Source organism: Clostridioides sp. GD02404, assembly GCF_045898275.1.
Taxonomy (GTDB): domain Bacteria; phylum Bacillota; class Clostridia; order Peptostreptococcales; family Peptostreptococcaceae; genus Clostridioides; species Clostridioides difficile_A.
Map to the genome: position 1 here is coordinate 22,452 of NZ_JBJOCA010000003.1, position 25,957 is coordinate 48,408.

Consider the following 25,957-nt stretch of genomic DNA (forward strand, 5'->3'; position numbering starts at 1 on the left):
CTATATATTTTAGACAAAAAAAGAAAAAACTTGCAATAACAAGTTTTTTCCATTTATACATAATTGTATTTCATCAGAGGCACTAATTAAATTTATTTATGCTATTTTTACTATATCTTATAATATAAAAATATTTTAAAATACTAATCAACTTTATTCATATCATTCATTACATTTAAGATTATCTCATCTGTTATAGACATACCTTTATCACTTACTCTACCTAAGTTTTGTATACTTTGCTCAACACTTGAACCAACTATACCATTTAGTGGTGGTACAAAACAGTCTTGCTTAGCTATTATAGCACTTTGTATAGCAGCAGATGCAGCAGATGATAATTTTAAAGCACAACCAGCTTTTGCTCCATCACATATCATTCCACTTAGGTCAGCTATCATATTTTCTATAGCTCCCTCTATTTGCTTTTCAGTACCATTCATAAGCCAAGAGATACCTGCAGTAGCTCCAGTAGATGCAGCAACTCCGCATCCACATACAGCAGATAATCTTCCTGTATAGTTTTTAATATAACCAGTTACTAGATGTGATATAGCTAAAGCTTTTGCTAGTCTTTCATCAGATTGTGGGAATTTTTTATTGTAAGCAACTATTGGAAGAATTGCTGTTAAACCGTGGTTTCCACTACCATTAGAACTCATAACAGGCATTTTTACTCCAGCCATTCTTGCATCTGAAGCTCCAGCAGTTAACATCATTGCATAGTTTATAACATCATTACCTAAAAGACCTTCTTCCATAGATTTTTTGATTCCATATCCTACGCCAATACCAGTTTTTTGCTTTAATCCATATTCGGCCATTTCTTCATTCATTTTTACTCCATCTAGTAAAAACTCTATATCTTTAAAATCAATATCTTCTACATTTTTTACTAATTCTTGTATAGTTACAGTGTCCATTAAGCTCTCAGCTTTTTCTGCTGAATCATTTGAAACTGATACTTTTGGCTCATTATCTAGTAATACTTCTCCATCTTTCTCTAAGTATGTGAAGTTGTCATGTTTAGTTCTTATTCTAACTTTAGAAGTATGATTTGCTCCTTTTAATAACACTTCTATAAATACTTTCTCTCTAGTATCAGCAGGTGTTATTGATAAAGGAGTGTTATCCATATAATCTTCAGCTATTTTAACTTCTTCTTTTGTTAAAGTTTCTAGTACACTTAATCCGTTTTCAGAATGACCTCCTACTATACCTAGAGCTGCTGCTATTTTTAATCCTAATCTTTCAGTCCCTGGTATACCTACGCACATACCATTTTTATATATACTAGGACTAACTAACATACGATTTTCAACTATTTCTTCTCCTAATAATTCCTTTGCTTTTGCACATGCTAGTGCTAAAGCTACTGGCTCAGTACATCCTACTGCTGGCTTAACTTCCGCCTTTAACATTTCCACTAATTCTTTTCTTATATCTCTCATTTTATATAAACCTCCCAATTAAGTTTAGATTTAGTACTCAAATAATTCTATTAAATAATTTCTTATCTATATTTATAGCAAGATGCATGCCATATTTTTTATTTTTTCTATATTTTTATTTTGATACGCTATACTCATTGATATGACTGATTCTATATATATACTTTTTTTATTTACATAGAGATTTTCTATTCCTTTCAATCTATAAAAGGATGACAATTTCGCAAAAAGACAAAAAAAAATCTCAAAATGAGATTTTATATCATTTTGAGACGGCTTACACTTATTCTATTACTATGAGATTATATTGTATTTTTCAATTTTTCTATATAATGTAGCTCTTGATATTCCAAGTGCTTTAGCTGTTAATTCTTTATCTTTTTTATAATCTTTGTACCTATTTAAAGCTTTTATTATCTCAATCTTCTCAAGTTCATCAAGTGGAACTATTCTATCACTTTTAACCTCTAATTCTTCTACAGATGTATTTTTTATCTTTTGAGGAATCACATTCATTGTAATGACTGGAGACGAAGACATATTCACACTATATTCAATAATATTCTGTAGTTCTCTTATATTACCTGGCCACTTATATTCAATCATAGCATCGACAACTCTGCTATCTATATCAATGACATTTTTATCTAGTTTTTTTGAATACTCTTTAACCATATGCTTGATTATAAGTGGTATATCATCTTTTCTTTCTCTTAAACTAGGTAATTTTATAGGTATAACGTTTAATCTATAATATAAATCTTCTCTAAAGGTCCCATTTTGAACCATCTTTTCTAAATCTTTATTCGTTGCGGCAATAATCCTTACATCTATCAGAACATTTGATTTACTTCCAATCTTATTGAGCTCTTTTTCTTGCAATACTCTCAATAATTTTGACTGTAAGTGTAAACTCATATCTCCTATCTCGTCTAAAAATATGCTTCCTTTATGAGCTACTTCAAACATTCCAAGCTTTCCACCTTTTTTAGCTCCAGTAAAAGCTCCCTCTTCATATCCAAATAACTCACTCTCTAATAAATTATCTGGTATTGCTGCACAGTTTACAGCTATAAAAGGATTATCAACCCTATTACTATGATTGTGTATAGCTCTTGCAAAGAGTTCTTTGCCCGTTCCACTTTCACCAGTAATAAGTACTGTTGAAGTTGATTTAGAGGCTATTAGGGCTTCTTTTTTAGAATGTCTTATGGCTGCACTTTCTCCAATTATATTTTCTAATTTTATCTTATAATCTTTATTAATCTTATTGTAGTTCTTTATAGCATCTCTTTTATCTATAAAATCAATAACATAGCCTTTTAATTCATTTTTTAATACTATTTTATTGATATTATATATTCCTTTTGAATCATATCCATATCTCTTATAAAAAAAGCTACATGATTTATCTTTCTTAAAGTTATTTACAGAAGGCTTCTGTATAAAATCTAATTCAGCAAATATGTTTTTTCCAGTTATATTATCTTTTAGATTAAAAAGCTCCTTAAATTTTGAGTTATACTTATCAATCTTGCCATCTACATCAATAGATACAACAGCCTTGTCCATGTTGTTTAATAAAGTCTCTAATTTTTTCTTTTCTAATTCCAGTTCATACGTTTTAATTTGAGCTTTTAATTTGCTCGATATTAAATCTGCCATCTTACCTAGAAAGTTTATAAGACCACTTTTATTATTTTCTATAATCTGTGCCTGCTCTTTTGTAAAGGCTATAAGACCTATAACGCCATGAGAATCACCATCACATATAATAGGGCAGCATACCTCTGCAAACTCTACACAGGCATCATTCTTATAGCATTCCTTACATATATCACTACTCTTTGGGTCATCGATTAGTATTGTAATCTGTTCTGTAAGTGATTTTTTAAAAGCTGTATATTTATCTACTTTCTCACCTATTTTATCTACATAGATTCCTGTTCCCGCAATCCTAAATAGTTCTTTATTTACTATAGTTACATCTATATTGAGTACTGATACTATAGCCTCAGCTATATTTTGAATATCAGATTTTATATATTCTAAACCTATCATAATCATCATTCCTTATTTTTTCTTAACATAAGTATTTGTCTTATTTCTTTAAGAATCAAGTATATCTTATTTAAAGTAAATTGGATTGACATTAGGATTACAAAGAGCATAACAATTATTATCAATTCATAATTTATTTCCATCTAAACATCTCCTTATAACAAAAGACTAGGCTTAACCTAGTCTTTTATATTATATCCATATTTATATTTTAACTCATTTATCTTCTTTTTCCCACATAAATATATTTTAATTTATTTGACTCTTTAATCATACCATCAAAGTTTAATCTTGAAAATATATTGAATACTTCATGTGGATAGTGAATCTTTGCAACAGAACCACAAAACTTATGTTTAAGATAGTTTAACTTAACTTTTAAATTTTTTAAATTTAAATCCTCTAATATAACCTCTCCATTGCCCTTTAAAACTCTTTGTATTTCAGATGAAGCTTTTTCACAATCTGTAATAACATTAAATTGGTCTACTATTATTATCTTGTTGAAATGATTATCATCAAATGGTAAAAACTCTAACTTACCTTTAACTACATTGCAATTTTCATTATATACTAAAGAATAACAGACATCTTCATAGTTACTATTCTCCAGTATAGTTACAGAAGTACCAAGACCTCTCAATCTCTTGCCTAGGTTTCCTATATGACCAACAAGCAATATTTTATCACCTACATTATACTCAATTGTATCCAAAAAACATTCTAATTCATCAGATGTATATTTAGCTTTAACTGGCTGTCTATTTATCTGATACAATATGCTTTTCACAATGCTTCACCTCTTCATTTCCTCAATTATAAATTATGTACAGATTACATTATAATAAATGGCGAGCAACTATTCAAGAGATATTTCATTAGTATTTTTTTAAACAATCTTTATGGATTTTAATATGTTATTATAGCAGAATTATTGGTATTTTGTTCATAAAAAACAGTATACTTTTTGAATCTATTCGTTGTTATTCTCATCCAGTTTTTTTATTTTCGATATTGATACTTCATAAGCCATTTTTTTAATCACATTATTTTCATCTATTTTTTTCTCATATTCTCTACTTTGAACCCTACCCCAAAGCTGTATCCTATCACCAACCTTTAGATTCTTTGCAAATTTAGCATTTCTACCCCAAACTATTGATGGTATATAGTCAGATTTGTTATAAGGTCTATTTATAGCCACCAATAAATCGGTTATTTCCCTTCCTAGAGGCGTCTTCCTATATACAGGCTCCTTACATACATATCCATCTAGAAATATGCTATTAGGGTCTTTATTTTCCTCATCTATGCTTTTTATTTCTCTAGCAAACACTGTAAGTACTAATCTATTTTTATTATTTAATGTTTTATTATATGACCTTAATTGACCTACAACATTGACTAAATTTTGTTTATCGAGGTCAACATCTTGAAGAAGTCTTTCTGATACAGTCATTGGAAGTATATCAAAAGAATCACTTAGTCTGTTTATTTTTATTTTCATATTATAAAATTTTTCCCCAAATATCTCATGACTAAATTCTAGCTTATTGTCTAACTCCCCTCTTAAGTTTACTACGTTATTCTCATCTTTAACAGCTATCATATTTTATCCCTCCACAATTGTTAATTCTTATATTTCTGGTATCAGCTTATATAATAAATATATTTGTGAGGGATGTATTTTATTACAAATCTTTGATTGCTGTTTAAAAATTTTTATTTAGTTATAAATTTCATTTAATCTTTTCCTTTTTAAATTTATAAAATTGTTATTGGATTTATATATCATCACACTGTTTAATTCCTATATTTCACCCTTATATTAATTTTAAAACTCTTTATATATTTTTTTAAGTCATATATAACTCATTCTAAATACTTGTATACAAGTAAATCCAGCAACTTAAATTTATCCAAATAATTCAGATAACTCTAGAGTCATATATAACTTATTTTTTATCAGTTACAAGTTATTTTAGACTTAATATGATAATATTTTTATTTATCTGTATTAATATATGAGCACTTGCATAGTTTATTGAGCATAAAATGTAAATATTTAACTTCAAATTATGCTTTAATTTTTATAAATACAACAATTTTCATCTCTAATTTAATAAATTATTATATATATTACACAATTGGCATATTAATTGCTTTATATAATTATATTAATTTAATAAATAAAAAACTGCCCTAAAATATTAAATTAATATTTTAAAGCAGTTTATAGTTTTATTATTAGCTGTAATATTTAATAAATACTAAGCAGTCTTTTTATTTTTATTTGCAGCCATTATCATTGTAGCAGAAGTGTAAGCTATAACAACTATTACTAATGCTTTTAATATATCCATTGGTAGAGTTTTTACTATATATGCAGCTACGAAAACCCCTATTAAACCACAGATAGCTATTATAACTGATGCTTTTTTAGTATATGCATCTTCTTTTATGAATTTCATACTTGCAACTGGCATTAATAATGCACAAGAACCCATAACTATTGGGAACGCAACTTTTGCAGACATTCCTAAGAAGTAAACCATCGCCATACCAGGAGCATATAGACCTATACCAGCTGTCATTAAAGCACCTAGTATAAAGTTACCTAATACACCTATTACTAATTTAACACCAGTAAGACCTAATTCATTTCCCCCACCTGGTAATACGTTAACCCAAGGATGACCTAATAACATTAATATTGCTGTTAATGCTAGAGTTACACCCATAACAAGTTGTATTTTTCTTTCGTCCATTTTAGCTATTATTCCTGCACCTATGTATGAACCAACAGCTGCTGCCACAACCATAGATACTAGAGTAACACCATCAACTGGTATGATTGATGTAAATATGAATGCTTCTGTAACAACTGGAATAGTATGTGCTACGTTTAATGTACCAGGCATTTTTTTATCTGGTATATTTAATTTTAAAGCTTTTGACATTGCTATTGTTGGAGCAAATGACCCTATTCCTAATGTATCAAAGAAATCTGTTATAAATCCTGTTACAGCAACTTTTGGAGTACTTTGTTCTTCTAGTTTCCCCTCTTTGTTTGCTTTAGCTACGTCTTTACCAAACACAACTGCAAAGATTGCTGCGAATACTACGTATAATGCCTTTAAGATCGCTACCATAATCCATCCTCCTATTTTTTTATTTTTTAATATATTCTGAATCTTATAGCCTAAAAGCTATAGAATAGTAGCCGATAAAAGGCTACTATTCTATTTTAATTTCCCAATTTATTTATTGCTTACTTAAGAATAAATCCATGTTTAAGTGGATCTTCTTCATCTATTACAAAATGATTGAATCCAGTTATATAAGCAGAACCAGATATTTTAGGTACTACAGCATTGAAATCTGCAACTTTAGTTTCTTCAACTATTTCACCTTTGAATAAAGTTCCTAATATACTTTCATATACGAATTTTTCTCCTACTTTTAATTCACCTTTAGCATGTAAAGTAGCTAATTTAGCACTTGTTCCAGTTCCACATGGAGATCTGTCAACTTGCCCTTGACCAAATATAACTACATTTTTGTAAGTAGCTTCTGGATGAGTTGGCTCATCATATATTTCAACTAAGTCTACAGTTTTTATGTGAGCTAAAGTTGGATGTTGTATTTCTATTTGCTCGTTTATTATGTCTCTAAGTTTCATAGCTAACTCAGTTAATTTACCAGCATTTTGAGGTTCTATTTTTAAACCTAATTGACTTGCATGTATTATAGCAAAGAAGCTTCCACCAAATGATATGTCAAATTTAACTGTTCCAACACCTGGTAATTCAACTTCAACACCTTCTTTATATAAGAAAGCTGGCACGTTTAAGAATGATACTTCTTTAGCTTTTCCATCTACAACTGTAACGTCTCCTCTTATTATTCCTGCTGGAGCTTCCATAACTACATGAGTTATAGGCTCTACTGCTGGAACTACACCTGTTTCTATAGCTGCTGTCATAGCTCCTATTGTACCATGGCCACACATGTTAAGGTATCCGCCACCGTCCATGAAGATTATTCCAAAGTCAGCATCTGGGCAACAAGGTTGAGTCATTACAGAACCAAACATATCATTATGTCCTCTTGGCTCTAACATTATAGCAGTTCTTAAATAATCTAGATTTTTTTCTAAATATTCTTTTTTCTCAGGCATAGAATTTCCTTTTATATTAGGTATTCCACCTACAACTATTCTAGTTGCTTCACCTGCTGTATGAGAGTCTATAGCTTGTATACTTCTGCTAAATTTCATATCAAATTCCCCCTTAGGTTTATTTTGCGTTTTACGCATTTTTAATTTTAGAAAAGCCAATGCTTCTTAACATCAACTTCATCCATGTGATTGTATCCAACTACTTCTGTTTCTATGTAGCATGTTGTCTTCTTATAATAAATTATGGTAGCTTTATATGTATGGCTTCGTAAATACTAGTCCTCATCTGCTCCCATAATAGTAAGACCTACTGTAAATATATCCAATACCTTAATTAAAATTATTCATAACAAGTGCATGTTAGAATCAATATCTATCAAATCTAGTAATGGATTTGTTATCCATGTTTTCTCATCTTAAGTTTTAAAAATGCTAGAGCTTTTTTAGCATCTATTTCATTTGTGTTGTTTTCTCCAACAACTTCTGTCTCTATACCTTCTTTTGATTTGTTCATATCAACTATAGTATTCATATATTGATTGCTTACAACAAATTTAGCTTGAGTACCATTAAATGTAACTCCAACTACAGGTATATCTCTTTTTCCTATTTCCTCAAATGTGTTGGCATAGTCAACATGTGAGTTTCCCCATCCATCTGATGAAACTATAGCTCCATCTGCTCTCATGGCTTCCAGCCAAGCGGCCGTTCTTTGTCCCACAAAAGTCTTATTTTCGTTTCCATCTGGAGTTCCTACTACTATTACTCCAAGTAAGTCTACATCTTTATCACTTTCAACTATGTCTAAAAGTGGGTCTCTAAAGTGATGAAGAGATGTTTCTTTTGTTGAAGGTCCTATTCCCATAATATCCACCTCTCTTAAGTCATAGCTCTAAGGGCACCATCTCTGTATTCATTAGGAGATATAATCATAGGTACATTTCCCATATCTATAATTGATGTTCCTCCTTCAAAACCACTAGGCTCCTTTGAGAATAACTGATTGTCATACATAGCACCTTGACCTGCTATTTGTTTTACTATGACAACCTTTTTTGCATTTGGTCGAATTTTGTCAAAATATTCACGAACTTGAGTAGCATTTCTTCCGTCTTCCATTTTCAAAGACGTTCTTATTTCTTGTATAAAATCATCACATGCTCTAAATGCTGCAAGTGGAAGTGCTCTTTCGAAAGGTAAACCTCCCTTTAGAGTTACATCTACATGAATTATATAATCTTCAACTGATGGAGTTCCATATCTACCAAACACCATTTGTTCTTTCAAAATTCCTTCTGAAGAGCCAAATTCATGCATTTGATTTCCATCTTCATCTGCGCCAGTTAACATTACATATACACCAGTTAAAGTATGTGTAATTCCCTCTCCCAATCTGCCTAAAACTTTGGTTGATATTGGTATAATGTCCATAATAGTGTTAATTTCTCTGTCATAATCTCCAGGCTTTATTATATCTACTTTTATGTCTGTTATTAAATCTTCTTTTTCTTTTATTTCATCTATACTTGATAAGTTGATTGTAAGTACATCTTTCTTTATAGAAGTTTTTGAACCGAAATTAACTTCATTCATATGAAACGGTTTTATAACAAGTCTTCTCATTATTTTTTCTTCCATAATATCCACCTTTGTTCTTAAAACCCCTCTCCTAACTGTGTGGGAGAAGGGTTTTATATTTTCAAATATAAATTACATTTTAAACGTGAGCTTTATATTCGTATGGTAATGGAACTATCTTACCAGCAGATGGTATTGCAACTAATTGCTCTAATGTATCTCTTAATATATGTGTTTGCATTTCTATGTTATGTGGTTCACCAGCATTAGCACCCATTGGAACTAATGGAGCAACTGCTCTAGGAGTTCCGTTTTGTCTAACTACTGGAGGAAGAGCTGCGATTATTATTGTAGGTATTCCAGCTTCCTCTATTGCTCTCTGCACGATCACGGCAGTTCTATGGCAAGTACCTCAGCCAGCTGTCATGACTACACCGTCTACTCCCTCTTCTTTAAGTTTAGCAGCGATAGCAGGACCAGTTTCTTCAGTGAAGACATGTTGGTTTCCTCCACCACCCATGAATGCATAGTGCATAGGAGCTACTGCTTTTATAAATCCTTCTGCAGCTAATTCATGTAATCTATCTATAGGAAACATACAGTTTATATCTTTGTTTACATCTCCATTATCATATCCACCATGTGATACCATCATTTCATCAACTGTAGCTGTATTAGGTACAGCTCTAAATGTAGTATCTCCTGCTAGATTAAATCTCTTGTCAGATTTTAAGTGAACACCAGCTGCTGTAGCTAAAGCTATAGTCATATCTTTTAATTCTTTAGTTACAGGAGTCCAAACTGGAGGAGGTGTTATTGGAACGAATATTTCAGATTGAAGTCCTTGTACTGTTGTAAGGCTCATATATTTCCTCTCCCTTCTATTTTCAAACGATTATTTATTATTTTTCTTCTTGCTTTGATTGCATTTCTTCTTGTTTTTCTTTTTCTCTCCTAATATTTTCTACATACTCTTGATTAGGCTCTGGACTTAATACCTCAGGATAGCTTAGCATGAATCCAACTTCTTGACCTATCTTAAGTTCGTAGTCAGTTATAAGCATTCTATTAGGTATTTTAAATTGTCCAAGTCTACCTTTCAGGTCTATAGTCACTCCACCACCTTTGATGTCAACTATAATACCCTCATAAAAAGTCTCTGATGAGATATATTTTAATCTATCCATTATAATTCTACCTCTCTACACTGTTTTAAACTTGGATCTAAATTTATACTATTATCTAAATCTTAGTTTTCGTCTTTTTCGTATATTTCTCTTCTTTTCTTACTCATTGGTAAAGATTGCTCATTATCTTCTAATGCTATTTTTTCTCCTGTAACTTTTTCTATAGCCTCTATGTTATTTAATTTAACATTTGGATTCCATTTTCTTTCAGGAGCTTTAACTTCTACACCAGCTATAGCATTTTTAAGCATAGCCATTATTCTAACAGCATCTTCTGGAGCTAATGTATTGTTAGATAATATTTCATTCTCTATACCTTGCTTAGACTTGTTATTATCTACCATGTGAGTCATGTATTTATTACCAACAACTAGAGCACCTTGAACAGCTGAGAAACTTACACCAACTACTGGTATACCTCTCATACCTATTTGCTCTATGTGAGATGCGAAGTCTATATGGTTGTTTCCGAAACCTTCAGTAGTTACTACAGCTCCATCAACTTCCATAGCTTCAACTAACATACCTAATCTCTTAGATACATAGAATTTCTCAGCGTTTACTTGTGGAGAACCAACAAATACAACACCTACTAAATCTATTTCTTCATCTTCCATAGCTCTTATTACTAATGGCTCTCTCCAGTAATGTCTTGACATTTCTTTTGATGCAGGTCCTATACAAGTTAATGCATGGATACCACCATCTAATACTTCAAGTGGAGATAATACAACTGGCATGTTTCCTAAGTCAACGTTTGGTTGAGCTCCTAATGTACCAACTGGCTCAACTGGTAATATTAGGTTGTCATGCATTGCACCTTGTCCCATTATTTCTTTTATAACAACAACTTTCTTTTTACCTTCTCTTCTGTATTGCTCTATTACTTCTTCGTCAACTACTAAAGAGTTGTCAACTGTTTTTAATGCTTCTCTTATTTCTTGAGTTACATAGTCAAATGCACGGTGAGCAGCTAGAGGTCCTGGTCTTTCCATGTTAGTTCCTGCTTTTATTGTTACTTGACCTTTGATGAATATTTCACCTTTGTCAGCAGCACCTGGTCTACCCCACATCATAGTAGTATTTAACTCACCTTCTGAAGAACCGAATTCACCTATTTGAACTCCATTTTCATCTGTACCAGTTAATACCATTACAGCTCCATCTATAACTCTAGTTATACCTGTACCTAATTCGCCTTCTTCTTTAGTAGCGATTGGTTGTATATCTAATACAGCTTCACTGTAAGTTTCATATTTATCAGGAGTTATTATTTCTAATTTCATATCTACAACTAACTCTTGAGTATCATTAGCTTCTTTACATATTTCTTCAGCATTTCTGATGTATAAAGTAGTTCCTTCTATTTTAGTCTCATCAGCAAATTCAACTTTATCTATTTTAAAGTGTTTTTTAGTTAAGCTTCTTAAAAGTTTCTTTTCTGCAACTTTTGGAGCTACTTCTGCTGCACCTGCTACTGGAGCTGCAACGTTTGCTACTGGAGCAGCAACTCCTGCTTGACCAGCTACTGATAAAGGTATTTCTAAGCTTATATTTTTACCTTCACCTATGTGTATTTTAACTGTTTCACCTAAAACTCCTGTGCTTACTGGCACTACTGCTTCTAAAGCTGCTGGAGCTTCTTCTACTACTGCTTCTTCTTCTACTACTTCTTTAGCCTCTCCTGCTTTGTATCCTTCTACATTTTCTGTAGTCATTGGAGATAACGCATCTAAAGTTTCTTTTAACTTAGCTCCTAGTACTTGACCTATAGTTAATCCATTTTCTGGTATTGTTAATAATCCAGAATCCTCTAAGTCTGCAAATATTGCTGGATCTTCTAAGTTTTCTGGTGCTATTATTGTTCCCGCTTCAAATCTACAACAACATACTGCTGGGTCATTTGCATGGGCTTGAGCTGTTTCTAAAGTTATTGACATAGTATAAAATACCTCCTTACATTATTTTCTTATTTATTATTTTAAATCTCGATTCCTCAACAGGTAGCCCCTTAACTGAGGAATCAAGTAAATTAAAACCTTCTTAAATAGTTGTATTTTAACTATTATTTTTGTGGTACTACTCCCATTTGAGTAGCAATTGCTAAAGGTATCTCTAAGTTGATATCTTTACCTTCTTGTATGTGTATTTTTATTACTTGACCTGTTGTAGCTTGTGTCAAAGTAGCTACAGGTACTACTGGAGCTTCTACTTTTTCTTCAGTAGATTCCTCAACATCTGTTTCTGTTGTTTTATACCCTTCCACATTATCTGTAGTCATTGGAGATAAAGCATCTAAAGTTTTTGTTAATTTAGCTCCTAATACTTGACCTACTGTTAAATGATTTTCTGGTATAACTAGCAATCCTGAATCTTCTAAATCTCCAAATATTGCTGGATCTTCTAAATTTTCTGGTGCTATTATTGTTCCTTCTTCAAATCTGCAGCAGCATACTGCTGGGTCATTTGCATGAGCTTGAGCTGTTTCTAAAGTTATTGACATATAAAAATGCCTCCTTCTTTTGATTTTTAATTTATATTGATACCTTAACACTTTTAATAATCAACATTTTTACTGTTCCCTACTAACAGCTCTAAGTGTTAAGATTTTTAAACTACATAAGTCATCAAAATCATTGTTTTTTTCTCATTTGAAGTCACTTTATATATAAGCAATTCCTATGCCAACTTATTAACAAAAAGATTTTTTCTATAATAGATTCTTCTCTTATCGCTATTTTTAGCCAAATATCATATAAATATTTATTTAAAACAGTTTATTTTTTATGTATGTAAACATTTTCTCAAACAAAAAAAAGTGTCAATTTATCAACACTTTTTTATTTTTTTTAACACACCCACATACATAGCATTGTTATAACCATTGATTTCACTACACTTAATACTGATATTTATTATTTTGTCAAAATTTAGTCATGTGTCATATTTTAGACACATCTATTTTGTATTGGTCTATCTTATAATACAATGTAGTTCTTGGTATATTTAATATCTTAGCTGCTTTAGCTTTATTTCCATTAGACATTTTTAAAGCCTTTGTTATATTTTTTACTTCAATCTTTTGAGTAGCTTTCGTCAAATCTAAAGGATATTCCTCTTCTTCAGTACTTTTATTAGTAGAATCCATCATGTAGCTTGGTACATCCTCCATCTCTATCCTAGAGTTTTGAGACAAAACAACCATATTTTCAATTGTATTTTTTAATTCTCTAATATTTCCTTTCCATCTATAGTTTTGAAATATATCTATTACATCTTTACTAATTGTAAGAACAGGTTTGTTGTTTTGTTTACATATTTCTTCTAAAAAGCTATGAACCAACAATCCTATGTCCTCTTTTCTCTCTCTAAGTGGTGGAATCTTTATCTCCACAACATTTAATCTATAGTATAAATCTTCTCTAAATTTTTCTGATTTCACCATTTTACCTAAATCTTTGTTAGTAGCTGATATTATTCTAGGATTTATTTTTATTGTTGTATCTCCACCAACTCTTCTTATTTCCTTTTCTTGTAGTACTCTAAGCAACTTAGCCTGCATACTAAGAGGTAAATCAGCAATTTCATCTAAAAATACAGTCCCATCCTTTGCAAGTTCAAATATACCTATTCGACCTTTTTTGCTTGCTCCAGTAAATGCACCTGATTCATATCCAAAAAACTCACTTTCAAACAACTCATTTGGTATGGCACTACAGTTAACAGGTATAAATTGACCTTTTCTCTCACTATAATCATGAATAGCTCTGGCAAATACTTCTTTACCTGTACCACTTTCACCCCAGATAAATATGCTACTATTGGTTCTAGCTACTTGTTTTGCAATCGCTTTCGATTTTTCCAACTTATAACTCTTACCTAAAATTTTATCAAAGCTACCTTTGGATAAGTTTTTAACTTCATTCTTTAAATATTTCAATGTATCATTTACCTTTTCAAGTTCAAGAGCAAGTATCTTGGCTTCTGTAACATCAACTTCTGTACATACAACACCAATAAATTCTTCCTTATAAAATATAGGATTTGCATGGACTAGTGCATACATATTTTCTTTTTTATCTGTAAAATATAAGTCACTCATACCGATTTTACTATTTAATACTTTTTCTGAAATAGTATTTTCCAAAAATTCGTTCATCGGTCGACCGACTATGTCTTCAGATTTTATATCATACCTTTCCTCCATAAACTTATTCCACAATATAACTACACCTTCGTTATTTATAGCACAAATTCCTTCTTTAATTTGTCCTATAATATATTTCAAAGTCAATCCATAGTCTTCTAAATGCATATATAAATAGTCTCTAATATGCTCTTGTTTTAAGACTCCAATAATTTTATTGTCTCTAAGAACAGGGAGAATTCCTATATTTTTCAATATCATTATATCTCTGCACTCATCTAAGGTTAGACCTTCGCTGACATATATTACATCCTTTTTCATTATAAGTTTTACTGGTTGACCGTCATACTTCTTATGCATGTCATAAAGATTATGTATATCTGTCATAGATATAATCCCTTTTAATTCACCAGATGAATCTATTACCATTAGAGTTTTTGTGTTGCTTTTTATCATTTCTTTTATTGCATCTTCAATTCTTGTGTCTTCGTCTATAGTTGTAAATTTTGTATCCATTACCTCTTCTACTTTTTTTACTTCTGGTATCGAAAACATAAAGTCCCCCCTTTATAGTAGTACATCATCAAAACTTATTTATATATATTTATTCTAGCATATCATAATAACAGTTTATTAAATAATTAATATTAAAATTTCTTAACTGTTTAATATACAAATTTCTAATACAAATTCATGTAATTACTAAAATGAATACTTAAATCTATACAAATGAAATCAAATGAATTATACCTTTAGTATATTATTTTTTCAATACTATTTTCACCTTCAAAGTATTTTTCTATTCACAGAACAATTAACATCTGTTCTCACAAAGGTTATACTTACATAAAAAAATGCCTCAAAATGATTTTAAATCAATTTGAGACAATATATTCTAAAACTTAATAACAAACAGTACTCCATATTAATTTTTTGCTCTTTTTGTTTGATACACTAACCCACAAATTGCTACAATACCAATAAGTATGTATGGCATTATTTGAGTTTCATCACCTGTTTTTGGTGATTTTACAACTATGTCATTTGTTGGTGGTACTGGTGGATTTACTATTGTATCATTTTTTGATGGTACTGATGGATTTTCCACTACATCACCTGATGGTGGTACTGGTGGATTTATTACTGTATCATCTGATGGTGGTATTGGTGGATTTATCACTGTATCATCTGACGGTGGTACTGGTGGATTTATCACTGTATCATCTGATGGTGGTGATGGCTTAGGTTTATGACCATTTGAGTTATCATTACCATTATCTGGTGGCACTGGTGGATTCACATCAGGGTCTCCATCTGTTGGTACACCTATATTGAAATCAACTTCCTCGCCATTTTTTTGTTCTATTGTATAACTTAATAAATTTTGCTTACTAGTAGGCAATAAAGATGAATGGTCTTTATCACCAAAATCGAAAACTGTCTTAAAATACTGAATAGCTTTTGGGAAAATATAATCATAAGATAAAGCAGATATATTAGCTTTTACATCTGGCTTATTAACACTCTTAAGTTTAAACTTTTCTTGTGTTGAGATTTCTACTTCACCTGTACCTATTACATTTCCATTTTCATCATAAGCAGTTACTCCATCTGGTAACTTTAATTTAACTACACCACTATAACCTACTAAAGCTATAGCTTCTGTTTCATAAGTACCATCTTGATTCTTATCAAATTTAATATCAGTCAAACCATTACTCAGACTAGGTTTTCCTGTATCATTTGGCTTTAATTCTTCACGCCCTGCATTTAATAATGCCTCTAAGTAAGCTTTTGAATTTATTGCTGCTTCCTTACCTTTTAGATACTCAGCTTTTTCCTCTTCAGTCTTTGCACTCTCTATAAACATATCATAAAGCTTTATATTAGCTTGATATTGTTTAAGTCTTTCCTGCTCATTCATTTGCCCAAGCATAATCCAAATAGCATCTTGAGTAGTAGAATGAGTTATACCTTCATATTCTTCTCCACCTAAATTAAATTGTTGCTTATATCCAAATCCATCAAACTCAGAACCCGCATATAGTATAGATTTAATTGCATCTTCGTTTTGATTTTCTTGACCATTAAAATCTTCTGCTGGTAAGTATGGACTCTTATTATGACTAGTTGGAGATTTTAGATGATTATTATAACAAAATGCAGTTTGTTCTCCGTCTTCACCTTCTATTATATATTTCCCATCTTTATAGCCTGCACCTATAAGACCTTCTATTATATAATCAAAAGTTAAAGTTTTTGTAATATCATCAAATCTCACATCAAAATAAGGTCTATTTGAACCATTTGTTTCTTTTAACAAACATGTATTTTTTACTTTTGAATTTTTATTATGCCATAATCCAATATTTGCATCTTTTGAAGTAAGTACCTCACTAATTTCTGACTGTTCATCTGTTTTTACATCATTTTCATCTTCCCAGAAATTATATACAATCTTATTTATTTGAGATACAGTAAGATTAAGAATATCTTCAATATTCTGCTTCAAACTCATTTCTTCTACTTCTAATTCTTCCTCTTCTTCTGATGGTATAATTTCACCTAATGGCTTCTCCCCATCTGGTATCTCTTCACCTGATGGCTTCTCCCCATCTGGTATTTCTCCTCCTGATGGCTTCTCTCCGTCTGGTGTTTCCTCTCCTGATGGCTTCTCTCCATCTGGTGTTTCTCCTCCTGATGGCTTCTCTCCGTCTGGTGTTTCCTCTCCTGATGGCTTCTCTCCATCTGGTGTTTCTCCTCCTGATGGCTTCTCTCCATCTGGTGTTTCTCCTCCTGATGGCTTCTCTCCGTCTGGTGTTTCTCCTCCTGATGGCTTCTCTCCATCTGGTGTTTCTCCTCCTGATGGCTTCTCTCCATCAAGTATTGTATCTTTTCCACTTACTTCGTCAGCATAAGATATTATTGGTGCAAATGCAGTAAATGCCATACTAAAAGCAATTACTAAACTAATTATACTTGATTTTTTAATTTTTATTTTCAAGATTTTCCTCCTATTTATATTTATAGCAGGTTGCACTACTAACTCCATATATCTTTTAAGTGCCCAAATTTAAGATATACTTCACAGTTTCTATAAATAGGTTTTTAGTAATTTTTATTTTTGTAATACTTTTTATTTTTTAAGTGCACTCTTTACGAACATTCTAAAATTATTAGTAAGAGACAAAAACTTATTCTTACATTAAAAAAGATACTGTAGAGTATCTTGAGATAATACAAAACTATTTACTCTATTGGATAATTGACTCAATTCAATTTTTATATGTCAATATGACCACATATCTGAGTTTGTTTTTGTCTAATATAATTTTAATAGCTATTGCCATTATTATATATTAGATATTATATTTTGTCTATTTCTTCCATATTATTTATATTATTCGTTAATGTTATCGACATATAACAACAAAAAAACATCCCTGAAAACAATTTTCCAATTTTTTCCAAGGATGTTTTATTATATATTTTTATATTATATTATTTTATTTTTAATCTTACGTCACCTTTTATTCTTCTTATTAATGGGTGATTAACTGTTCTCATTACATGGTCAGTAATATGATATACACCTAATTTTAATTTTGGTGCAGAACCCATTACTGTGTTACTACAGTCAGTACAGTTTCCTATTAATATAACTTCTGCTCCAGCTTTCTTAAATTCTATACATTTTTGAGCTTGTCCTGGACAGTGTCCTGGATTTTCACATTTTAATGCACCTTTAATTTCTTGAGCTTGTTTACATTTTTGAACTGATACTATATCAGTAACTCCCATTTTAGCTGCTATGTCTCTCATTCTTTCTTCATTAGGTCCACATGCACAGACTAAAAGACCCATTTTTCTCTTTTCATTAACAAATGGCATAGTAACTATTATACCACCACTAGTTTTAGTTATTGGAGTATCTAAAGTAGTAGCTTTACCAGTGAAAGGTCCTCCTAAGATTATCTCACCGTATTCACCTTTTATTCCACCAGCTCTTTCAATTAATTCTCCAACAGTAGTTCCAATTGGCACATCTTCAAATACTATAGATTCTTTTCCACTGTTTAATTGACCAACTACAGTTACATTTTTAGATATAACTGGTCTTTTTTGCTCAACAGCTTCTACTATTCTAGTTAATGTTTCTACATTTATTACTACTGCATTAGCTTCTGAAGGTAATTGAGTTGGCTCAAGTAATTTACCTAGAACATCTCTTACTATCGCTCTCTCTTCTCCCATTGGGTACATGTCAACTAGTTCTGCAACTTCTATATTATCTCCTGGCTTTATTACTTTTTTAAATGCTGCTATTGCTTCTGGATGCTTGCTTTTTATTGCTAGCATACCTTTTCCAGCATTAGTAACTTCCATAGCATATTTTATACCTTGGTAAACTATCTCTGGTCTTTCTTCTATTTCTTTTATGTTATGAGCTAATAAAGGTTCACATTCAGCAGCATTTGCTAATATTGTTCCACCTTTTAAATCTATGTTTAATTTTATATGAGTAGGGAATCCTGCTCCACCCATACCTACAACTCCAGCTTCTTTAATTAAGTCAAGTATACCTTCTCCTTTTAATGGTTCAAAAGTATCATCTTGTACTTCATCAGCTTCGATTACTATAGCTTGGTCATTTATTTCACTTATTTTTCCACTAACACTGGCATAAATATTTGCTCCTAATCCAGCTGGTTCTGCGATTAGAGTTCCTTTTTTTACTACATCTCCAACACTTACTACTGGTTTATCTGGACCACCAACGTGTTGTTTTAATAAAATAGAATATAGTTTGTTCAACTAGTACGCCCCCTTAAGTATATTAATTTTTTTTATAAGCTGTTCAAATAATGTTAATGTTGTTTTTCTATTACAATGTCTTAACATATTGTTTATTTCTATAGAACATATCGCTTATTAACAAAGCAATTTCTATGCCAACTTTTAAACAAACTTATACCCTTTGAAAATACTGTCTTACAGCATCCATAACTTCTTTCAAATATTTAAACTCATTTTATAAAAGTCAATTATTAGACACTTTTTCAACCAATTTAATCTATAATTATTGATATCGCATACATGCATAAAAAGTGTCAAAAAATAGACACCGTCTTTTTATCGACACTTTTCTAACATATACTATATAATTTACCACAACTTTACTTAAAATATACATTTACTACTTGTTAATTCTTAAGTTTCTGCACTCCATTAGAATCAATTATGTAATTATCTTTATATAATAAGTCTGATATTTTTACTAAACTGTATCCATCTTTTTTAAGCTTACTTATTATAGTGTCCAAATAGTTATCTACATCATTTATATTAGCATGAAATAAAACTATTGAGCCAGGTTGAGATTCTTTTATTACTTTTTCAATTACATGGTTTGGACCAAGCTCTTTCCAGTCTATAGAATCCACATCCCACTTAATTACTTTATAACCTAAATCACTGCAAATGTCCATAGCTTTGTTGTTTACATCTCCAAAAGGTGGTCTAAACAAATTTGTTTTTTTCCCTGTTATATTAAATATCTTTCCTGATGTAGTTTCTATTTCTTTTGTTATGTCTTCTTTTGATATTTCTTTCAAATTCGCATGGGTATTTGAATGATTGCCAATTTCATGTCCCTTTTCATCTATAGCCTTCACAATATCTTGATTATCATCTACCCAGCTACCAACTAGAAAAAAAGTAGCTTTTACATTATGTTTATCTAAAATCTTTAAAATTTCATCCATATTATTAGTTCCCCACGCGACATCAAAACTTAAAGCTATTTTTTTCTCATTTGTATCAACTTTATATATAGGCATTTTTGAGTTATCAGACTTAGAACACATATACTTTATTCCATAAACAAGAGCAAATATTAATACTAATAATAATGAAAAAAATAAAACACTATATATCAAAGCTTTAGTTCTTTTGACTTCTCTTTTCATACTATTCCCCCTTTTAAATAATTTCTTCTATATTTAAAATTTATTTTTTTTTAGCTCAAAAAAGTACTGTAATATTTAATTTATAAGACAATAAGTAAAAAAACAAAATCTATATCGTTCTAGTTAAACGCTCTAAAATACCCGTTTATTTAATTTTTTAATATTTTTTACATTTTTACCTTTATTTTTCTGTATATATTATTTTTATTTTGGAGAAATTAGTATTAACATCACATAAATAAAAGTGTTGTTAGACATCATAAACTAATTATTTGAGGAGGAAATTTACTATGTCAAATTCAAACAGAACAGTAGTGCCAGAAGCAAAAGCTGCTTTAAACCAAATGAAATTAGAAATAGCTAACGAAATAGGTTTATCTAACTATGAAAACATAGACAAAGGAAACTTAACAGCTAGAGAAAATGGATATGTTGGTGGATACATGACTAAGAAATTAGTTGAAATGGCTGAAAGACAAATGGCTGGAAAATAGATAGTAAATTTTGACACCTGGGTATCAACAGGGCTGCTAATTAGCAGCCCTGTTTCTCTGTATTTATTTGTAAAATTAATTTTATATGATTTGTTAAAGATTAATAATACTATATAAATTGTTCTTTTAATTTTGTATGAATTAGTTTAATATATTATATATAGAAATAGTTTGACGGAGGATGATATTTATGTTTGAAAACTCGTCTGAAGAATTAGCGTATCATAAACTTTTAATTTTATATATATTAGAAAAAATTAAAATGGATTTAACTAATTCTCAAATAACTCAAGTAGTATTAGAGACTGAGATGATGAATTATTTTTCATTACAACAGCTTTTATCTCAGCTTATGGAATCTAAGTTTTTGACTACATATAAAGACTCTGACAGAGAATATTATGCTCTTACTCAAAGAGGCGTAGAAAGTCTAGAATACTTCTTTAATCGAATACCTACTAGTGTTACAGAAAAAATAGACAAGTATATAGATTCTAATAAAGAAAATTTACTAGCAGATACTCAAGTAAAGTCTAGTTTTGTAAAACAAAGTGATAATGAATTTATTGTCAACCTTAGAGTCATAGAAAATCAGTCTAACTTAATAGATTTAAATCTAAATGTTTCATCAGAGAAACAGGCAAAGCTTATTTGCAACAACTGGAAAAATAATGCATCTTATATGTATGCCGAAGTTATCGACTTACTTATAAGAGACATACATTAAAGCCTACAAACAAATTATAGTTGTAGGCTCTTTTCCTACCTTGATTTCTTTTATTAATTTGTTATTTGCAGTTTCGTAAACTTTCACTGAGTTTTCTTGTGTATCTGACACAAATAATAACCTTTCATCTTTAGATATTTCTAATCCCTGTGGAATTCCATTTATCTCAATATTCCCAATGTATCTACTTGTTGTATAATCTAAAATTCTCACATTATTATAACCCAAATCAGCAACATAAACTTTTTTCCCACTATAATTAAATCTTATTTCTACTGGTAATAAGAATTCATATAATACCTTTTTTATATCCATACTTACTTCGTCAACTATTATAAGCTTTCCATCAAGTGTTGATATATACATTTCTTTCTTTTGTTTATCAAGTTCTATATGCCATGCTCTAAAGTCCATATTAATTTTCTTTTGTATATTTTTATTTATTGTATCTATACATACTATTGAATTTATACATGGTACATATAACTTTTTACTTTCTCTGTCAAAATCAAATCCATGTGGCATGTTATCAACACCAATAATTCCTATTGGATTTAATGTGTTTTTATCCAATACATATATACTATTAGAATCTTCATTTGCTACAAATAATTCATTATCACTAAGTACAACTTGACTAAGACTTCCTCCTATAGAAACAGTATCAATTATTTTATCATTGCTTAAATCTAAGACATAGAGTATCCCATTACTTGAACTAGGTATGTATATTAAATTTTTTTCTTTTTCTATGCAAAAATGATGTGGATATATATTATCTTCTAATACTATTTCCTTTTCTAGCTCAAGTGTAGAATAATCAACTATACTAATACTCTTTGATAGATAGTTAGAAATATAGATTTTCACATAACCCCTCCTCTCCACAATACATATACTACAATAATATATTATTTCATTAGCTTGTATTATGCTTTATAGTTGCATTATTACGCATATATTTGGTATTATTATTAATGTTAAAAAAATGAAATATATTTAATGGAGGTCTTTTTAATGAAAGTAACATTTAACCCAAGTGGTGTTTGTTGTAGAGAAATGGTTTTTGAAGTTGATGAAAATAATGTGATTGTTGATGCTGAGTTCATAGGAGGATGCAATGGTAATTTATCAGGACTTAGAAGCTTAATAATTGGTCAAAATGCTCTTGAAGTTGCTGATAAATTAAATGGTATTGATTGTGGTGGAAAAGGTACTTCTTGCCCTGACCAGCTATCTAAAGCTATCCGCCAATCTATATAATTACCACTATATAAATATCAGAAAAATTATTAAAAGCTTACTTTATATAAAAAAGAGCTATCTACTAAGTTAGATAGCTTTTTTTATATTTTTATTTATATTCATGTATTTATATTTTTATTTTATAAAGTTATAATTTATTTACTAAAGTTCTAACTGTCCCAATCATATATAAAGAACCTGCACTTATTATAACATCATCTTTATTTGATGTTTCCAATGTGTAATTTACTGCATCTTCTATCTCGTGCTTTGATGTTACATCATCTACATATTTTAATACTTTTTCTTTTAATGTATCTGAATTTATAGCTCTTGGATTATTAGGAGTTGTTGTTATTACCTTATTAAAATGTGGCAATAATATATTTAAAACACTATCAATGTCTTTATCTTCTAGCATACCTATTAATAGGGTTAAACTTCTATCTTTAAAATTCTTATTAAGTGCTTTTGCTAAAGATTTTGCTCCATCTTCATTATGTGCACCATCTATTATAAAAATTGGATTTTCTTTTATTTTTTCTATTCTTCCTGGCCACTTAGTATTTATAAGTCCTTTTCTTATAGATTCTTCACTTATCTTTTTTAATTTGTTTATATCTTTTAAATATTTTATTACACTCATCGCCAATATAGAATTATTTATCTGATGTTCACCTATCAATTTTATTTCAAGGTCTTTGTAAATTTCTTTCATTACAGTACAGTCATATATTTGAGAGTCTATATCTGATTTTTTTATATTTATATTATCAAAATTAACTTCTATATATTGTGCTTTTTTCTCATTACAAACTGACTTTATGACATTTTTTGCTTCATCAGTTTGGTCATATACTAGTACTGCTCCATTTTCCTTTATTATCCCAGCCTTTTCATATGCTATTTTTTCTATTGTGTCTCCAAGTATTCCTGTATGGTCTAAACTTATAGATGCTATTACACTTACAAGTGATTTTGTTATTATATTGGTAGCATCATATCTTCCACCTAAACCAACTTCTAAAGCAACAAAATCCACATTTTGTTCTGAATAGTAATAAAATGCCATTGCAGTAACCACCTCGAACTCTGTTGGATATGCATAGCCTTGTTCTACCATAATATCTATTTTTTCTTTTATTAATTCAATTATCCTAGCAACATCGTCTTGTGGTATATTTTCTCCATTTACTCTTATACGTTCAGTAAAGGTTTCTAAATACGGAGATGTATATAAACCAACTTTATATCCACACTCTCTTAGTATATTAGAAACAAAAGAACACACTGAGCCTTTTCCATTAGTTCCAGCTACATGTATTATATTTAAAGTTTCTTGTGGGTTCCCCAATAATTCTAATAATTTTCCAATATTCTCTAGACCTAATCTTATACCAAACTTATTGGTTTGTGATATGTACTCTAATGCTTCTTCATATTTCATTATCTAATTCCCCCTGTATCGGCATTTTCTTTTATGTTATCTAATTATAGTATATTTTTTGCTTTTAATCTACTGACAAAGAATACATATAATCTAATACCTTATACATTAAATCTAATTACTAATTCCTTATTTATAATTTTTTATTTTTATACATTTCTACTAACTCAGTTAATGTATATATCGAAACTAAATCATACTTTGATATATCCATATAATTAAATTTTATGTTAAATACCCGTTCTAGTTTTTGAAGCAAACTAAAACAATTATCATAAACTAATCCTACCTCTTTATTAAAAAGACTACATTGAAATAATTTTTCATTATCAACTTTAATATTTAAGCAATCTCTAACAACATCAGCGACTTTCATAAGAAGAACATTTTCTTTGTCATACAAATCTAGTTTAAAGTTTGGAATTCTACTATATTCATCTAAATCAAAACTATCCCAATTATTTTTAATTGCTAATAGTTCAAGTTTATCATTTAAATCAGATATTGTTATATCTGGATTTTCAGACAATATCTTAGCTATTTTACCAGTAAACTTTGCTGCTACATAGCTATTACACTTTGGTGGTAATCTATAAGAATTATTTATATCACAACTTATATATGAATTACTATCCATAACACATTGAACATCATATTTTTTATTGTACCAAAAAGAATCATCTACATCTAAGGTAAATCCTCTCACTCCTATAACATTATTAAACATTGCTGGATAACTTAAGTCAAATTCATTAGATAATGAACATACTATTATTTTCCCTTTTCTAAACAATTCATAACAAACTTCAAATAATCCCTTGACACTTTCTACTCCTATGACTGATAAACTTAAGTTAATCAATCTTATGTTTGTGTCTAAAAGATATTTTAATGCTTCTTCAAGAACTTTTATATTTGCGATGCTATCTTTACCTAAAACTTTTATAACAAATAGCTCTACATCTTCATACTCCTTCTTTATTATTGATGCACAAGCAGTTCCATGACCATCTTCATCATCAAATTTATCTGATATAAAAATATAATCATGTATACATTCAAAAGCAATTCCTCCAACTAAGTTATCCTTTAAGTAATCATGTTCTTTATCTATTCCTGTATCTAATACTGCAACCTTAACTTTATTATTCATATCACATATATTCTCCATTACTAAAAGTTTTTAATATATCTATGTTAATAGTTCATCTTAAATTTTAATTTAAGTTGCACAATTTCTCTTTTAAATGCCATATTTACTTCTAAAAACATAAATTAAGTATACTATATATTCAATTTATATTCATTATATCAATTATTATCATTAAATTGTTAAATAATAAGATAAAATTTTTAGATTTATATCACAATTTAGAATTATTTGTAAAAAGGAGATTATCCTTCTTACTAGACAATCCCCTCGTATACTTTATTCATATATATTTATAATTAACCATCAATTACACATTCT

The 25,957-nt window shown here is 29.8% G+C and carries 23 protein-coding genes and 1 riboswitch; of the genes, 3 read left to right on the top strand and 20 right to left on the bottom strand.

Going from position 1 to position 25,957, the window contains the following annotated elements:
- Nucleotides 1-143 precede the first annotated feature (143 nt).
- The 17 genes from Q3287_RS02905 to Q3287_RS02985 form a co-directional block, all read right to left on the bottom strand.
- Nucleotides 144-1,451, bottom strand: coding sequence for a serine dehydratase subunit alpha family protein (locus Q3287_RS02905; protein WP_054271684.1), 1,308 nt, complete (start codon nt 1,449-1,451; stop codon nt 144-146).
- 294 nt (nt 1,452-1,745) lie between these two features.
- Nucleotides 1,746-3,521: a sigma 54-interacting transcriptional regulator gene (locus tag Q3287_RS02910; protein ID WP_167639844.1), complete on the bottom strand. Its 1,776-nt coding sequence runs from the start codon at nt 3,519-3,521 to the stop codon at nt 1,746-1,748.
- Nucleotides 3,518-3,655 carry a hypothetical protein gene (locus Q3287_RS02915; protein WP_167639843.1) on the bottom strand — a complete coding sequence of 46 codons (138 nt, stop codon included), beginning with the start codon at nt 3,653-3,655 and terminating at the stop codon, nt 3,518-3,520. Before Q3287_RS02915 ends, Q3287_RS02910 begins: the two co-directional genes overlap by 4 nt.
- 77 nt (nt 3,656-3,732) lie before the next feature.
- The gene (locus Q3287_RS02920) at nt 3,733-4,302 is read right to left on the bottom strand and encodes a class I SAM-dependent methyltransferase (protein WP_021386272.1); all 570 of its coding nucleotides are present in this window, start codon (nt 4,300-4,302) and stop codon (nt 3,733-3,735) included.
- A gap of 183 nt (nt 4,303-4,485) precedes the next feature.
- On the bottom strand, nt 4,486-5,121 hold the full coding sequence (locus Q3287_RS02925) for a single-stranded DNA-binding protein (protein ID WP_054271686.1): 636 nt from the start codon (nt 5,119-5,121) through the stop codon (nt 4,486-4,488).
- A 661-nt stretch (nt 5,122-5,782) separates the two neighbouring features.
- The gene (locus Q3287_RS02930; RefSeq protein ID WP_054271687.1) at nt 5,783-6,664 is read right to left on the bottom strand and encodes a TSUP family transporter; all 882 of its coding nucleotides are present in this window, start codon (nt 6,662-6,664) and stop codon (nt 5,783-5,785) included.
- A 119-nt stretch (nt 6,665-6,783) separates the two neighbouring features.
- Nucleotides 6,784-7,791, bottom strand: a complete 1,008-nt coding sequence (locus Q3287_RS02935) for a proline racemase (RefSeq protein WP_054271695.1) — start codon at nt 7,789-7,791, stop codon at nt 6,784-6,786.
- Between the two features lie 298 nt (nt 7,792-8,089).
- Complete coding sequence (locus Q3287_RS02940; protein ID WP_021386220.1) at nt 8,090-8,557, bottom strand: glycine/sarcosine/betaine reductase component B subunit; 468 nt, start codon at nt 8,555-8,557, stop codon at nt 8,090-8,092.
- Between the two features lie 14 nt (nt 8,558-8,571).
- Nucleotides 8,572-9,330, bottom strand: coding sequence for a proline reductase cluster protein PrdD (gene prdD, locus Q3287_RS02945; RefSeq protein ID WP_054271689.1), 759 nt, complete (start codon nt 9,328-9,330; stop codon nt 8,572-8,574).
- A 79-nt stretch (nt 9,331-9,409) separates the two neighbouring features.
- A complete protein-coding gene (prdB, locus tag Q3287_RS02950; protein ID WP_079739805.1) occupies nt 9,410-10,135 on the bottom strand; it encodes a D-proline reductase (dithiol) protein PrdB in 726 nt (241 codons plus the stop codon).
- 37 nt (nt 10,136-10,172) lie between these two features.
- Nucleotides 10,173-10,457: a CBO2463/CBO2479 domain-containing protein gene (locus Q3287_RS02955; RefSeq protein WP_074179789.1), complete on the bottom strand. Its 285-nt coding sequence runs from the start codon at nt 10,455-10,457 to the stop codon at nt 10,173-10,175.
- 62 nt (nt 10,458-10,519) lie between these two features.
- Nucleotides 10,520-12,397: a D-proline reductase (dithiol) proprotein PrdA gene (gene prdA, locus Q3287_RS02960; protein ID WP_407963501.1), complete on the bottom strand. Its 1,878-nt coding sequence runs from the start codon at nt 12,395-12,397 to the stop codon at nt 10,520-10,522.
- A gap of 125 nt (nt 12,398-12,522) precedes the next feature.
- On the bottom strand, nt 12,523-12,960 hold the full coding sequence (locus tag Q3287_RS02965; RefSeq protein WP_407963502.1) for a sugar transporter: 438 nt from the start codon (nt 12,958-12,960) through the stop codon (nt 12,523-12,525).
- Nucleotides 12,961-13,398: 438 nt separating this feature from the next.
- Nucleotides 13,399-15,159: a sigma-54 dependent transcriptional regulator PrdR gene (gene prdR / locus Q3287_RS02970; protein WP_074179788.1), complete on the bottom strand. Its 1,761-nt coding sequence runs from the start codon at nt 15,157-15,159 to the stop codon at nt 13,399-13,401.
- A gap of 370 nt (nt 15,160-15,529) precedes the next feature.
- Entirely contained in the window at nt 15,530-17,608 is a 2,079-nt protein-coding gene (locus tag Q3287_RS02975; RefSeq protein ID WP_407963503.1) for a Cys-Gln thioester bond-forming surface protein, read from the bottom strand.
- A 15-nt stretch (nt 17,609-17,623) separates the two neighbouring features.
- A riboswitch (cyclic di-GMP riboswitch) is annotated at nt 17,624-17,709 on the bottom strand.
- A gap of 396 nt (nt 17,710-18,105) precedes the next feature.
- Nucleotides 18,106-19,419, bottom strand: a complete 1,314-nt coding sequence (gene prdC / locus Q3287_RS02980) for a proline reductase-associated electron transfer protein PrdC (RefSeq protein ID WP_054271696.1) — start codon at nt 19,417-19,419, stop codon at nt 18,106-18,108.
- 389 nt (nt 19,420-19,808) lie between these two features.
- Nucleotides 19,809-20,573, bottom strand: a complete 765-nt coding sequence (locus Q3287_RS02985) for a polysaccharide deacetylase family protein (RefSeq protein WP_407963504.1) — start codon at nt 20,571-20,573, stop codon at nt 19,809-19,811.
- A gap of 290 nt (nt 20,574-20,863) precedes the next feature.
- Here Q3287_RS02985 and Q3287_RS02990 point away from each other — a divergent pair, with 290 nt between their 5' ends.
- Both Q3287_RS02990 and Q3287_RS02995 read left to right on the top strand, forming a co-directional pair.
- Nucleotides 20,864-21,067, top strand: a complete 204-nt coding sequence (locus Q3287_RS02990) for an alpha/beta-type small acid-soluble spore protein (protein ID WP_003422115.1) — start codon at nt 20,864-20,866, stop codon at nt 21,065-21,067.
- Nucleotides 21,068-21,257: 190 nt separating this feature from the next.
- Complete coding sequence (locus Q3287_RS02995) at nt 21,258-21,794, top strand: DUF4364 family protein (RefSeq protein ID WP_009891708.1); 537 nt, start codon at nt 21,258-21,260, stop codon at nt 21,792-21,794.
- A 3-nt stretch (nt 21,795-21,797) separates the two neighbouring features.
- On the opposite strand, the gene Q3287_RS03000 is transcribed toward Q3287_RS02995, so the two are convergent.
- Complete coding sequence (locus Q3287_RS03000; protein WP_054271698.1) at nt 21,798-22,664, bottom strand: YncE family protein; 867 nt, start codon at nt 22,662-22,664, stop codon at nt 21,798-21,800.
- Nucleotides 22,665-22,811: 147 nt separating this feature from the next.
- Here Q3287_RS03000 and Q3287_RS03005 point away from each other — a divergent pair, with 147 nt between their 5' ends.
- Nucleotides 22,812-23,057, top strand: coding sequence for a TIGR03905 family TSCPD domain-containing protein (locus Q3287_RS03005; RefSeq protein WP_054271699.1), 246 nt, complete (start codon nt 22,812-22,814; stop codon nt 23,055-23,057).
- 130 nt (nt 23,058-23,187) lie between these two features.
- Here Q3287_RS03005 and Q3287_RS03010 read toward each other — a convergent pair whose 3' ends face one another.
- A complete protein-coding gene (locus Q3287_RS03010; protein WP_407963505.1) occupies nt 23,188-24,486 on the bottom strand; it encodes a bifunctional folylpolyglutamate synthase/dihydrofolate synthase in 1,299 nt (432 codons plus the stop codon).
- Between the two features lie 133 nt (nt 24,487-24,619).
- Entirely contained in the window at nt 24,620-25,639 is a 1,020-nt protein-coding gene (locus Q3287_RS03015; protein WP_054277636.1) for a S8 family serine peptidase, read from the bottom strand.
- Between the last annotated feature and the right edge of the window lie 318 nt (nt 25,640-25,957).